13 protein-coding genes and 1 tRNA gene are annotated in these 12,371 nt (G+C 68.7%); 12 read left to right on the forward strand and 2 right to left on the reverse strand.

Features of this window, described 5'->3' with window-relative positions:
* The first annotated feature begins 5 nt into the window (after nucleotides 1–5).
* Nucleotides 6–1,649, forward strand: a complete 1,644-nt coding sequence (locus MYF83_RS40160) for a hypothetical protein (protein ID WP_248966063.1) — start codon at nucleotides 6–8, stop codon at nucleotides 1,647–1,649.
* Between the two features lie 332 nt (nucleotides 1,650–1,981).
* Here MYF83_RS40160 and MYF83_RS40165 read toward each other — a convergent pair whose 3' ends face one another.
* Entirely contained in the window at nucleotides 1,982–3,001 is a 1,020-nt protein-coding gene (locus MYF83_RS40165; RefSeq protein WP_248966076.1) for an adenosine deaminase, read from the reverse strand.
* A 250-nt stretch (nucleotides 3,002–3,251) separates the two neighbouring features.
* Here MYF83_RS40165 and MYF83_RS40170 point away from each other — a divergent pair, with 250 nt between their 5' ends.
* The gene (locus tag MYF83_RS40170; protein ID WP_248966064.1) at nucleotides 3,252–3,722 is read left to right on the forward strand and encodes a hypothetical protein; all 471 of its coding nucleotides are present in this window, start codon (nucleotides 3,252–3,254) and stop codon (nucleotides 3,720–3,722) included.
* A 114-nt stretch (nucleotides 3,723–3,836) separates the two neighbouring features.
* On the opposite strand, the gene MYF83_RS40175 is transcribed toward MYF83_RS40170, so the two are convergent.
* Complete coding sequence (locus MYF83_RS40175) at nucleotides 3,837–5,042, reverse strand: pyridoxal phosphate-dependent aminotransferase (protein WP_248966065.1); 1,206 nt, start codon at nucleotides 5,040–5,042, stop codon at nucleotides 3,837–3,839.
* A 179-nt stretch (nucleotides 5,043–5,221) separates the two neighbouring features.
* On the opposite strand from MYF83_RS40175, the gene MYF83_RS40180 reads away from it, so the two are divergent.
* The 10 genes from MYF83_RS40180 (at nucleotide 5,222) to MYF83_RS40225 (ending at nucleotide 11,801) form a co-directional block, all read left to right on the forward strand.
* Nucleotides 5,222–5,294, forward strand: a tRNA-Trp gene (locus MYF83_RS40180).
* A gap of 74 nt (nucleotides 5,295–5,368) precedes the next feature.
* Entirely contained in the window at nucleotides 5,369–5,626 is a 258-nt protein-coding gene (gene secE / locus MYF83_RS40185; RefSeq protein ID WP_248966066.1) for a preprotein translocase subunit SecE, read from the forward strand.
* Nucleotides 5,627–5,738: 112 nt separating this feature from the next.
* The gene (gene nusG, locus MYF83_RS40190; protein WP_248966067.1) at nucleotides 5,739–6,557 is read left to right on the forward strand and encodes a transcription termination/antitermination protein NusG; all 819 of its coding nucleotides are present in this window, start codon (nucleotides 5,739–5,741) and stop codon (nucleotides 6,555–6,557) included.
* A gap of 183 nt (nucleotides 6,558–6,740) precedes the next feature.
* Complete coding sequence (rplK, locus tag MYF83_RS40195) at nucleotides 6,741–7,172, forward strand: 50S ribosomal protein L11 (protein ID WP_248966068.1); 432 nt, start codon at nucleotides 6,741–6,743, stop codon at nucleotides 7,170–7,172.
* 67 nt (nucleotides 7,173–7,239) lie between these two features.
* Complete coding sequence (gene rplA, locus MYF83_RS40200) at nucleotides 7,240–7,959, forward strand: 50S ribosomal protein L1 (RefSeq protein ID WP_248966069.1); 720 nt, start codon at nucleotides 7,240–7,242, stop codon at nucleotides 7,957–7,959.
* A 256-nt stretch (nucleotides 7,960–8,215) separates the two neighbouring features.
* On the forward strand, nucleotides 8,216–9,085 hold the full coding sequence (locus MYF83_RS40205) for an SCO4651 family lipoprotein (RefSeq protein WP_248966070.1): 870 nt from the start codon (nucleotides 8,216–8,218) through the stop codon (nucleotides 9,083–9,085).
* 365 nt (nucleotides 9,086–9,450) lie between these two features.
* Nucleotides 9,451–10,002: a 50S ribosomal protein L10 gene (gene rplJ, locus MYF83_RS40210; protein ID WP_248966071.1), complete on the forward strand. Its 552-nt coding sequence runs from the start codon at nucleotides 9,451–9,453 to the stop codon at nucleotides 10,000–10,002.
* A 90-nt stretch (nucleotides 10,003–10,092) separates the two neighbouring features.
* The gene (gene rplL / locus MYF83_RS40215) at nucleotides 10,093–10,482 is read left to right on the forward strand and encodes a 50S ribosomal protein L7/L12 (RefSeq protein ID WP_248966072.1); all 390 of its coding nucleotides are present in this window, start codon (nucleotides 10,093–10,095) and stop codon (nucleotides 10,480–10,482) included.
* A gap of 234 nt (nucleotides 10,483–10,716) precedes the next feature.
* A complete protein-coding gene (locus tag MYF83_RS40220; RefSeq protein ID WP_248966073.1) occupies nucleotides 10,717–11,235 on the forward strand; it encodes an Rv1363c family protein in 519 nt (172 codons plus the stop codon).
* 65 nt (nucleotides 11,236–11,300) lie between these two features.
* Entirely contained in the window at nucleotides 11,301–11,801 is a 501-nt protein-coding gene (locus tag MYF83_RS40225) for an Rv1363c family protein (RefSeq protein WP_248966074.1), read from the forward strand.
* The last annotated feature ends 570 nt before the right edge of the window (nucleotides 11,802–12,371 follow it).

Here is a 12,371-nt window from a genome sequence, read left to right on the forward strand (position 1 = left end):
CGCGTATGCCCCGACTTCGCAAGCGCGAGTGGATCATCGCCCTCATCGCGGTGCTCTTCACGCTCACGATAGGCATCCCGACCGGCATGGCACTCGCCGACCCGGCCCCGGCGGCCGAAGGCATCAACAACGAGTGCGACGAGATCCTCGGCACCGGCACCCCCGAGTACATGTACTGCTCGTGGATGGCGAAGACCCCCAGAGACGCGCTCAACATCGTCAGGTTCTGGGCCGAGAACGACGGCGCGAAGCTCAAGGAGGCCGTCCCCTACCCGGGCCCGGTGCTGTTCTGCACCGACAAGAACAACAAGGGCCCCGGCATGCAGGACTGCGCCGACAAGGACCAGGTGCTGTGCAAGTGGGACCGCGACGCCGGCAAGTACGTCTGCAAGAACACCGACGGCGAGATCACCAACCCCCCGGCCAAGGCGTGCCAGGGCGGTGAGTTCGACTGCTCGGGCGGCGGGGCCTCGACCGCGCCGACGACCAACGCCGGTGAGACGAACGCCAGCGCCGCGCCGACGCCCGACGCCTCCTCGCAGGTCCAGGCCGATCCGAACGTGCAGACCCAGGCCGAACCCAACGCCGGTCCGGACGGCAGCCAGGCCCCGCTGGTCGAGTCCTCGACGCAGCCCGACGGCACGCAGGAGGTCGCCACGCCGAACGCCACCGCCAGCGTGAACGCCCCGCAGCCGGACGCGTCCGCGAAGCCCGAGCCCAGCGCGTCCACCGCCCCCGAGCCGACCGCGACCCCGAAGGCGTCCAAGCAGGCGCTCACCGCGCCGAACGACGCCACCGGCAAGGCCGCCGCCGTCGCGGTGAAGCTCGGGATGCGGGTCTGGATCGAAAGCGAGCTGGCTCCCGCGTGGACGGCCGGCAAGGACCAGTTCGACGCGGCCGTCGCCACGTTGGCCGCGCAGGCGAGCAGGCCCGGCGTCGTGGGCGTGAAGTTCGCCCAGGACCTCGGCTACTGGGGCTTCAAGTCCGCCGACGACGTCCGCAGGTTCGTCAACGACGCCTCCACGGCCCTTCGCGCGGCGATGCCGGCGGGCAAGCAGCTCGCCGTCGACGTGGTCGTGCCCGAGATGGGCTGCGGGGTGTCGGAGCCCTGCCAGGCCGCGCTGCGCGCCAAGTACCCGCTGATCACCCGCGCCAACGTCGAGAAGTACGTGCTCACCGGCGACGTGGACCACGTCAACGTCTCCAGCGGCCTGTTCGCCAGCGAGTACGCCAAGTACAAGATCACGGCGGACAAGGCGCTGCGCAACCAGTGGATCGCGGTGCGGGCCCGCGGCTGGGACACCCGCGTCCACATCGGCGCCCGCGAGGTCGGCCTCGCCCACAGCGGAGCCAACAAGCTCACCGCCGCCCAGGCGGAGGCCGCGGCCAAGCTGCGCGTCGACCTGCCGCTCCAGGCGGGCGTGCAGACCGTCATGCTGTGGACCCACCGCCAGGACTGGGATGGCGCCACCTGGCGGCTCCTCGACCAGGGCCTGGTGACCAACACCATGTGGAAGGCCCTCCAGGCTCGCAAGGGGCTCGGCCGGCTGTCGGTGACCTTCGACGCCGGCGACCCCGAGAAGGGGATCACCCAGGACCTCACCAAGCTCGCCGAGGTCTTCGACGAGGTGTACATCCACTCGCAGTGACCCGCGCCCGGGCCGCCGGCGACGGCGGCCCGGCGCCGAGAACGCGACAACCTAAGCCGTCACAGCACTGCCCATACCCCTGAGGATGCCCGGCCGAGCCCCGCTCCGCCGGGCATTCCCTTGCCCGCCGTACGACGGCGCCGGCTTCGCCATACCCCCACCCGCCGTATCGGCGCCGGACGGGGGGACGCGAGGGCGGGGAAGAGATCGCGGCCACCGTGCAGGTGGGGAGGTCGCGGGCATCGTGAAGATGGGAGGGATCGCGGCCATTGTGAAGACGAGGCTTGCTGCCGCCGATCGCTGGTCGTGTTGGTCAGGCAGGTCCCTGCCGGTCAGGCGTGGCCGGTGAGCCAGGCGTCGATGGCGGTCAGCAGTTCCTTTTTGTACCCCTCGGGGGCCGTGGAGGAGCGGATCGACTGGCGGGCCAGCTCGGCGACCTCGGCGTCGCTGAAGCCGTACACCTCCTGCGCCAGCGCGTACTGCGGCAGGAGCCGCGCACCGAACAGCAGCGGATCGTCGGCGCCGAGCGCGATCGGGACCCCGGCGTCGAAGAGCCGCTTCACCGGAACGTCCTCGGCCCGGGGGGCGACTCCGAGGCCGACGTTCGACGTGGGGCACACCTCGCAGGCGATCTGGCGGTCGGCGAGGCGTTCCATCAGCCGCTCGGATTCGGCCGCCCGGATCCCGTGGCCGATGCGGTCGGCGTCCAGGTCGTCCACGCACTCGGCGATGCTCGCGGCCCCGGACAGCTCGCCGCCGTGCGGCACGGCGAGCAGCCCCGCGCGCTTGGCGATGCGGAAGGCGCCGTCGAAGTCGCGGGCCCGGCCGCGGCGTTCGTCGTTGGACAGCCCGAAGCCGACCACTCCCTTGTCGGCGTACTGCGTGGCCAGGCGGGCGAGCGTCTTGGCGTCGAGCGGATGGCGGGTGCGGTTGGCGGCCACGATCACGCCGATGCCGATCTTGCTGGACGCGGCGGCCCGCGCGGCGGCGTCGAGCACCAGTTCCAGCGTGGCGGTGAGCCCGCCGAACCGCTGGGCGTACCCGGAGGGGTCGACCTGGATCTCCAGCCACCGGGACCCCTCGGCCGCCTCGTCCTCCGCGGCCTCGCGCAGCAGCCGGTAGACGTCCTGCTCGCGGCGGAGCACCGAGCGCGCGATGTCGTACAGCCGCTGGAAGCGGAACCAGCCCCGCTCGTCGGTCGCCCGTAGTCTGGGCGGCCAATCCTGTACGAGCGCGTCCGGCAGGTGAACCCCTTGGTCGCGGGCGAGCTCCAGCAGGGTCGAATGCCGCATGGACCCGGTGAAGTGCAGGTGGAGATGGGCCTTGGGGAGTTCGTCGAGCGGGCGTGCCATTTCCATATCTTGCCGTACGCCGCCGCCGTGCCGGTGCAGCTCTGCCACTCAACCTCCTATGGGCCTGGCGCGTTGGGGAGGGGCGAAAGGGGACTCGCCATGACGGAAGAAGACGAAGCGGCCTTCGATGAGTTCTTGGCCGCCCGAAGTACCGCTCTACTCCGAACGGCCATCCTGGTCTGCGGCGCGTCGGTGCACGACGCCGAAGACCCGGTCGGCGGACCCCGCTCCGGCCGAAGGACGGTCGAGCATGCCGCAGGATCTGGGCGACCTCGGGGACGGCCGGGCCTTCGGCGGGATCCGGATCGGCTACCTGCCCGACGGACTCAAATGGGGTGAATGGTCGGGCAAAAACGGTTTCGGCACGACCAGCTACACCACCACGTGGGCCGAGCCGGGCGCCGAACCGGGCATGTACGCCGTGCAGATGGTGGTCTTCCGCGGCGCCGCGGCGAAGCGCATGCGGCCCCTGCTGCAGACCTACCGGGCCGATGACAAGGCCGTACGCGTCACCGTCCACGGCGCCCAGGGAGCCATCGCGAACCTGGGGGAGGCCTCGGAGGTGACGGACGCCGGGGGAACCCCGACGCTGCTGTGGTTCCTCGGGCGCGACATGGCGGTCGAGATCATGATGAGCCCCGACTACGCCGGGAAGCTCGGGCCCGAGGACACCACGCGCGAACTCAAGAAGATCGCCAACGGCGTCCGCGCGACCTGCTGACAGCGGCCGTGGACGGCACGCGCCGCGACAGGCGGAGGCTCGGCGGGTGAGGACACGGGGAAGGCCCGGACCACAGGTCCGGGCCTTCCGTCTCACGCGGGTCGCCGGCCGGCGTCAGTGCGCCTCGGCGAGGAGCTTGGCCAGGCGGCTGACGCCCTCGACGAGGTCGTCGTCGCCAAGGGCGTACGAGAGCCGGAAGTAGCCCGGCGTGCCGAACGCCTCGCCCGGGACCAGGGCCACCTCGGCCTCCTCCAGGATCAGCTCGGCCAGCTCGGCGGAGGTCTGCGGGCGCCTGCCGCGGATCTCCTTGCCGAGGAGGGCCTTGACCGACGGATAGACGTAGAAGGCGCCGAACGGCTCGGGGCAGACCACGCCCGGGATCTCGTTCAGCATGCGGACCATGGTCTGCCGGCGCCGGTCGAACGCCTCGCGCATGCGCGCCACGGCCGACAGGTCGCCCGACACGGCCGCGAGGGCCGCTACCTGGGCGACGTTGGAGACGTTGGAGGTGGCGTGCGACTGCAGGTTGGTCGCGGCCTTCACCACGTCCTTCGGGCCGATCAGCCAGCCCACCCGCCAGCCGGTCATGGCGTAGGTCTTGGCGACGCCGTTGAGCACGAGCACGTGGTCGCGCAGCTCGGGAACCGCCGTCGCGATGCTGGTGAAGGTGGCGTCACCGTAGATCAGGTGCTCGTAGATCTCGTCGGTGACCACCCAGAGGCCGTGCTCGGCGGCCCAGCGGCCGATCTCCTCCACCTGCTCGGGGGAGTAGACCGCGCCGGTCGGGTTGGACGGCGAGACGAAGAGCAGGACCTTGGTGCGTTCGGTGCGCGCGGCCTCCAGCTGCTCCACCGAGGCCAGGTAACCGGTCGTCTCGTCGGTCACCACGTCGACCTGGACGCCGCCGGCGAGCTTGATCGCCTCGGGGTAGGTCGTCCAGTAGGGAGCGACGACCAGGACCTCGTCGCCGGGGTCGAGGAGCGTGGCGAAGGCCTCGTAGACGGCCTGCTTGCCGCCGTTGGTCACCAGCACCTGCGAGGCGTCGACCTCGAAACCGGAGTCGCGTCGCGTCTTTTCGGCGATGGCCTGCTTGAGCTCGGGGAGGCCGCCGGCCGGCGTGTACTTGTGGAACCTGGGGTTCCGGCACGCTTCGATGGCCGCCGCGACGATGTAGTCGGGCGTCGGGAAGTCGGGCTCGCCGGCCCCGAACCCGATGACCGGACGACCGTCCGCCTTCATCGCCTTGGCCTTGGCGTCCACGGCCAGCGTGGCGGACTCGGAGATGGCGGAAATGCGCGCTGAGATGCGAGGACGGGTCATGCCTCCCATGGTTCCAGACGACCTGGGCGGTCGCCGACGCATATCCATGATCTGGACAAGTAGTGTCCGCGGTGATGTGCCGCACGAGTTGGTTCGACGTGAGGCGCATTCACCCGTACACTTCTGCAACTAGTGAGCGACGTGCCCCCGGCTGCTCGGGGTAAGGTGGTTCACGGCAGAGGGCACTAGCGCAATTGGTAGCGCACCGGTCTCCAAAACCGGCGGTTGGGGGTTCGAGTCCCTCGTGCCCTGCGGAGTGCGGTCCGCGCACCGATGGCGTGTAAGCCGCCGAAAGTTGCGTAGGAACGACGGATCGGGTGAGGACTGTGGCGATCGACACACGCGGCGAGGCCGCGGACAGGCCGAGCAAGCCGTCCGGCCAGACCGTTAAGAAACGCACTACTCCTGCACTTTTCTACCGGCAGGTCATCGCCGAGCTTCGCAAGGTGATCTGGCCGACGCGCAAGGATCTGATCTCTTACACCACGATCGTCCTCGTCTTCGTCCTGATCATGGTCGGGCTCGTGTCAGGGATAGACTTCTTGCTCACGAAGGGTGTGCTGGCGGTCTTCGGCGGAGCCTGAGCCGGCCGCCGCGCGACAGCCGTCCTCGACCGGGCGGTGGCCGCTCCGAACGGGAACAAGTTCCGGACGGACGGAGAAGATCGCAACATCGACGAGAGAAGAAAGAGTCACCGTGTCCGAGTCCCCACTGTCGGCTGGCGCATCCCACGAGGAGTGGGAGGGCGAGCCGGAAGAGGCGATCGAGATCACCGATGAGTCCGGCGAGGCCGAGACCTCCGGTGATGCCGAGGCGCCCGGCGAGCCTGGCGAGGCCGCAGAGGCCGCAGAGGTCGCAGAGGGCGCCGAGGGCGTTGAGGCCCCGGCAGGCGCCGCCGTTGACGAAGACGGTGATCTCGTCCCCGACGTCGACCCCGTCGAGGAGTTCAAGCGCACGATGCGCGGCCTGCCCGGCGAGTGGTACGTCATCCACTCCTACGCCGGTTACGAGAACCGCGTGAAGTCCAACATCGAGACGCGCACCCAGTCGCTCAACATGGAGGACTACCTCTTCCAGGTCGAGGTGCCCGTCCACACGGTCACCGAGATCAAGGGCGGCAAGCGCACCCCGGTCAAGGAGCGGGTGCTCCCGGGGTACGTGCTGGTGCGCATGGAGCTGACCGACGAGTCCTGGTCCGCGGTGCGCAACACGCCCGGTGTGACCGGTTTCGTGGGCCTGTCGAACAGGCCGAGCCCGCTGAGCATCGACGAGGTCGCCAAGCTGCTCGCGCCGGAGCCGACCGAGCAGACCAAGACGACCGCCGCCAAGGCCGCCGCCGCGACCGTCGACTTCGAGGTCGGCGAGTCGGTCACCGTCATGGACGGCCCGTTCGCGACCCTTCCGGCCACGGTCAGCGAGATCAGCGCCGAGTCGCAGAAGCTCAAGGTGCTCGTGTCGATCTTCGGTCGTGAGACGCCGGTCGAGCTGTCGTTCAACCAGGTCTCCAAGATCTAGCGGCCGTCCAGGTCTTCGCGATCTGGCGTCACGCATACACTGTTAAGTCGTCCCCGCAGGCTGGCCTGTCGAGCAGTCGCGGGGTGAGTCCCGAGGAGCACGGCCATCTGGCCGTCGCGCGTTCTCGGGGGGCTTCCACGCCCTGTGGGAGTTTCGCAGGAGTCAAGGACCCGGAGTAGGACAATGCCTCCAAAGAAGAAGATCGCGGCTCTGGTCAAGGTCCAGCTTCCCGCTGGTCAGGCCACGCCCGCGCCGCCGGTCGGTACCGCCCTCGGTCCCCACGGCGTCAACATCATGGACTTCGTGAAGCAGTACAACGCTGCGACCGAGGCCCAGCGGGGCAACATCATCCCCGTCGAGATCACCATCTTCGAAGACCGCAGCTTCACCTTCGTCACGAAGACGCCGCCGGCGCCTGAGCTGATCAAGAAGGCCGCGGGCCTCGCCAAGGCCAGCGCGAACCCGCTCCGCGACAAGGTGGGCAAGCTCACCAAGGAGCAGCTGCGCCAGATCGCCGAGACGAAGATGCCCGACCTCAACGCCAACGACATCGAGGCGGCCGAGAAGATCATCGCCGGCACCGCCCGGTCGATGGGCATCACGATCGCCGACTGACACACAAAGCAACTGTGGGAGGGCCAGGCGCTGGCCCGTGACCACATACTCCACAAAGGAGAAGCCAGTGAAGCGCAGCAAGGGCTACCGCAAGGCCGCCGACCAGATCGACAGTGAGCAGCTGTACAGCCCGGTCGACGCGGCCCAGCTCGCCAAGAGCAGCTCGGTCACCAAGTTCGACGCGACCGTCGAGGTCGCCCTGCGGCTGGGCGTCGACCCCCGCAAGGCCGACCAGATGGTCCGCGGCACCGTCAACCTCCCGCACGGCACCGGCAAGACCGCCCGGGTCCTGGTCTTCGCGACCGGTGACCGTGCCGAGGAGGCCCGCGCCGCGGGCGCCGACATCGTCGGCGCCGACGAGCTGATCGAAGAGATCGCCAAGGGCAACCGCCTCAACGAGTTCGACGCCGTCGTGGCCACGCCCGACCTCATGGGCAAGGTCGGCCGCCTCGGCCGCGTGCTCGGCCCGCGCGGTCTCATGCCGAACCCCAAGACCGGCACCGTCACGCCGGCCGTGGCCAAGGCCGTGACCGACATCAAGGGCGGCAAGATCGAGTTCCGGGTCGACCGGCACGCGAACCTCCACTTCATCATCGGCAAGGTGTCCTTCCCGGAGCGCCAGCTCCTGGAGAACTACGCGGCCGCGCTCGACGAGGTCATCCGTCTCAAGCCGTCCGCGGCCAAGGGGCGTTACCTCAAGAAGGTGACCTTCTCCACGTCCATGGGCCCGGGCATCCCGGTCGACCCCAACGTGACGCGCGGCATCACCCCCGAGATCGACGCCTGACGCGTCGCCCGCACCTGAGGGCGCGTACGGCACTCACCGTGCCCGCCACCTGACGGTCATGAATCCTGAATGGGTCCCCGCCTCCCGGCGGGGACCCTTTCTTGTTCCCTCGTAATTCCCTTTTTCGCTGGTGAGACGGTGTCCGGCCGTCGCGGCCGCGATACCGCCGGGGTAATCGATGCCCATAAGACGCCGCACGGGGTAGTGGCGGCGCGTAGGGTAAAAATGACTTTGGGGGATACGAAAGGGATACCTAGTGAAGCGTCGAATTACACCCGCGATCGCGGCCGTGGGCTCGGCCATGCTCATCGCGGTATCAGCATGCGGCCAGACCCCGCAGAACTCCGCGACCTCGCTCGGCGCGGTCCAGCTCTCCGCTGCGGAGACCCTGCAGAAGAGCGTGAAGACCACCGAGGACGTGACGTCCTACACCGCGCAGCTCGCGCTGGACTTCAGCTCTCCCAAGGATGGCGCCGGGTCCGTGAAGGGCTCCATGGTCGTCCACCAGAAGCCTCAGGTGGCCACCGACGTCACCCTCGACCAGATCAACGTCCGCGGGCAGGACGTCCCCGGCGGCGTCCGCGTGATCCTGCTGGACAAGATCGCGTACGTCAAGGTCGAAATGCTCAGCAAGCTCATGGGCGGCACCAAGCCCTGGATCAAGATCGACCTGGCCAAGGCGGGCCAGGACGCCGGCGTGGACGTCGACCAGTTCCTCGCCCAGGCCCAGCAGATGGACCTGCAGAGCAGCGCGAAGATGCTGACGACCTCCAAGGATGTCACCAAGGTCGGCACCGAGTCCGTCGGCGGGGTCGACACCACCCACTACAAGGGCACCTTCACCGTGGCCGAGGCGGTCAAGCTGCTCTCGCCCGAGATGCAGCAGAAGGTGCAGGGCCAGCTCACCAACGTCAAGGACATGAAGTTCGACACCTGGATCGACGCGCAGAACCTCCCGCGCAAGCTGGAGATGAACGGCGGCGCGGGTGACGGCACCTTCAAGCTGACGTCCCTGTTCAGCTCGTTCAACGAGGCCGCGGAGGTCACCGCGCCGCCGGCCGACCAGGTGGGCGATCTGCCCAAGAACCTCGGCGACATGGACGGCGCCGGCACCACCGGTAGCTGACCCTCGGGACACCCTCAGGACCTGCCCCGAGACGCACCCCGCGGCGACGCCGCGGGGTGCGTCCGAGGGGGCCGGCTCGCGGAACGGCCGCCGTCTCCATGCCTTGATTTGGTGTTGGACGGGAACACCGCGTACTCTGTTCCATGCCGAAGACCGCCGGTCGTCGCTGAGCCCGTTATGGCTCGGTGGCCCAAGGATCCACGTCCGTGGATGGCCCGCGTAGGTGTGATGTGAGTTTCCATATGGTGCTCGTGCTGATTCGTCCGCACGACGACTGTGTGTGAGCCCCGTGCGCCTGCGCCGGGGCTTGTTCTCATTTCTGGACTCCTGGGCCCTTCGCCGGTGGCACATCTGGAAGGAGGCCCATGGCGAGGGCGGAAAAGGCGACCGCGGTAGCCGAGCTCAAAGATCGCTTCGAGAGCTCGAGCGCCGCTGTCCTGACCGAGTACCGCGGTCTCACCGTGGCGCAGCTCAAGGAGCTGCGCACCACGCTCGGTGGGAATGCGAAGTTCGCCGTGGCGAAGAACACGCTGTCCAAGATCGCGGCCAATGAGGCCGGGGTCACCGTCCTGGACGATCTGTTCCAGGGCCCGACCGCGATCGCGTTCGTCAGTGGCGACGTGGTCGAGGCGGCCAAGGGTCTGCGTGATTTCGCCAAGGCCAATCCCCTCCTGGTCATCAAGGGTGGTGTCGTCGACGGCAAGTCGATGACCCCGGCCGAGATCTCGACGCTCGCCGACCTTGAGTCGCGTGAGGTCCTGCTCGCGAAGCTGGCCGGCGCACTGAAGGCGAAGCAGTCTCAGGCCGCCGCGACGTTCAACGCGCTGCCCACCAACCTGGCCCGGCTCGTCGAGGCTCTGCGCGTCAAGCGCGAGGAGACCGGCGGCGCGCAGGCCGGCGGGGAAGCCGACGAGTAGGTCGGGCGCGAAAGCGACCACAGCAGGGGATTCAGGCGCATACCGCGGTCCGTTTCCAAGTTTTGTAATTCATACGGAGGAACCACCACCATGGCGAAGCTCAGCACCGACGAGCTGCTCGAGACGTTCAAGGAAATGACCCTTCTTGAGCTCTCCGACTTCGTGAAGCTCTTCGAGGAGACCTTCGACGTCAAGGCCGCCGCTCCGGTCGCCGTCGCCGCTGCCGGCCCGGCCGGCGGAGGCGCCGCCGCTGAAGAGGTCGAGGAGCAGGACGAGTTCGACGTCATCCTCGAGGCCGCCGGCGACAAGAAGATCCAGGTCATCAAGGAGGTCCGCGCGCTCACGAGCCTCGGCCTCAAGGAGGCCAAGGACCTCGTCGACGGTGCCCCCAAGGCGCTGCTCGAGAAGGTCAACAAGGAAGCCGCCGAGAAGGCCAAGGCCGCCCTGGAGGGCGCCGGCGCCACCGTCACCGTCAAGTGACCTCTCGCGTCTGAAAGCTCCATACGAAAGGGGCGGTCCACCCAGGTGCCGGGTGGCCGCCCCTTTCGCTGTGCCCGGACCCTTCCGGCTTCGCGGGCAAAGGGGATGATCCCCTATGTGGATCTTCATGCCGGGTTATGATCCGGCGACCGGCCGCGTGGCCGGGCACCGCTTCCGGCGCGTCCGTGCCGTCGTGGCGCCGAACGGCGTCGTCCGGGCGATGGGAGGGAAGACGTGGCGTCTCACGGGGCTCGCTCCCCCCGGAGGTCGCGTGCCCTGGTGCTCCTCGTGCTGCTCGTGCTCGTCGCCGCCCTCGGCACCGCCTGGGTGCGTCTCGGCGGCGATCTCGACGAGGCGCGGGCGGTGGCCCGCGACCGCAGGGCGGCGGTCGAGGCCGCGGAGCGCTACGCGCTGACGCTCATGGCGGTGGACTACCGCACGGTCGACCAGGACGTGCGGCGCGTCATCGAGATCTCCACCGGTCAGGCCAGGGACGAGTACGCCAAGGGCGCCGAGCGGCTGAAGGCGGCGACACGCGAGCGCAAGGCCGTGCAGACGGGCGTGGTGCGCGCCGCGGGCCTTGCGTCGATGGACGAGAGCGGGAGAACCGCACAGGTGCTGGTGGTGGCTGACTCGGTGATCCGCTGGGAGGCGGTCAAGACCGCCCCGCAGGAGCACTTCTACCGCTGGAGCGTGGAGCTGACCAAGGTCGGCGAGGCCTGGTCGGTGTCGAAGCTGGAGCAGGTCGCGTGAGCGGCGAAGGCGCCCCCGCGTCCCTGGAGCGGGGCGCAGAGCCCCGTTCACGCTCGAGGGCATTCATGGCCGCCGTCGGGGTGCTGGGCCTTGTGGTGGCCCTTCTGGCCGTTCTGACGGCCATCGCCTATCTGAGGCTCCGCGATCTGCGCGAGAGCGAGTCGGCGGCCGCGGAGGCGGTCGCCGCCGCCCGGGCGTACGCGCCGGACATGCTGTCCTACGACTACCGCACGATCGACGCCGACCTCGCGCGCGCCAGGGGGTATGCCACGGGGAACCTCGCCGCTCACTACGGCGAACTGGCCCGTGTCCTGGTGCCGACCGTCAAGCGGCAGCAGACGGTGCAGCAGGCGGCGGTGGCCGCCGCGGCGGTGGAATCGGCGACTCCCGGCCGCGTACAGGTGTTGCTGTTCATGAACATGGGAACTACCAAGTTGCTGCCGGGCGAGAAGCAACCCCAAAAGCAGGTCGTCCAGAACCGCGCCCGGTTCGTGCTGATCAAAGGCCAGGACCACTGGCTGGTGTCCGAGCTGTCCACGTTGATCGGCAATGCTCCTGCCGGCTGAGATCCACTCCGGAGCCGGGACACGTCCCGGCGTGGCGCGTTATTAAATCGTTAGTAAAGCTTGGGTTTGAGGATCGCGAGGCTTGGGCATGACGGAGGGCACGACAGCGTCGTGAGGCGGCAAGCCTTCGACCCTCCGTGTGACTGAGCGTTAGCCGATCCGCAGCGCGGGTATCGTCTGGACCCGGCTGACGACGCGGTCTCCGGAAGGACGAAAACCCAGCGTGACGGGCGTTCGTCGCCTCGAATGTGGGTCTACGGGCTTGACGTTTCGCCGCTGACGGGCGATGCTGCGTCCAACGTGGGTGCGCAGAGCGAGACTGAGTGGACAGGTGTATGCCCATCGGCTACACTGCCCCTTTGCGCTGCCCTTTGACGACCCGCTTCTCTAGGTAACTTTGATGCATGGTCGTCTGGCGTGCGTGTAGTCAGTCCGCGAGCCCTCGGAAGGACATCTGTTGGCAGCCTCGCGCAACGCCTTCGCCGTACCCGCTGGTCCCCGCCGCGTATCTTTCGCGCGCATTCAGGAGCCGCTCGAAGTTCCCGATCTTCTCGCTCTGCAGACCGAGTC

Source organism: Sphaerisporangium perillae, from assembly GCF_023276435.1.
Classification (GTDB): domain Bacteria; phylum Actinomycetota; class Actinomycetes; order Streptosporangiales; family Streptosporangiaceae; genus Sphaerisporangium; species Sphaerisporangium perillae.

What these genes read in the sequence shown, in the direction of transcription:
- rplK (WP_248966068.1), top strand. Translation starts at nt 6,741, where the DNA reads ATGCCTCCAAAGAAGAAGATCGCGGCTCTGGTCAAGGTCCAGCTTCCC.
- MYF83_RS40165 (WP_248966076.1), bottom strand. Translation starts at nt 3,001, where the DNA reads ATGGCACGCCCGCTCGACGAACTCCCCAAGGCCCATCTCCACCTGCAC.
- MYF83_RS40170 (WP_248966064.1), top strand. Translation starts at nt 3,252, where the DNA reads ATGCCGCAGGATCTGGGCGACCTCGGGGACGGCCGGGCCTTCGGCGGG.
- rplL (WP_248966072.1), top strand. Translation starts at nt 10,093, where the DNA reads ATGGCGAAGCTCAGCACCGACGAGCTGCTCGAGACGTTCAAGGAAATG.
- MYF83_RS40225 (WP_248966074.1), top strand. Translation starts at nt 11,301, where the DNA reads ATGGCCGCCGTCGGGGTGCTGGGCCTTGTGGTGGCCCTTCTGGCCGTT.
- MYF83_RS40175 (WP_248966065.1), bottom strand. Translation starts at nt 5,042, where the DNA reads ATGACCCGTCCTCGCATCTCAGCGCGCATTTCCGCCATCTCCGAGTCC.
- rplJ (WP_248966071.1), top strand. Translation starts at nt 9,451, where the DNA reads ATGGCGAGGGCGGAAAAGGCGACCGCGGTAGCCGAGCTCAAAGATCGC.
- MYF83_RS40160 (WP_248966063.1), top strand. Translation starts at nt 6, where the DNA reads ATGCCCCGACTTCGCAAGCGCGAGTGGATCATCGCCCTCATCGCGGTG.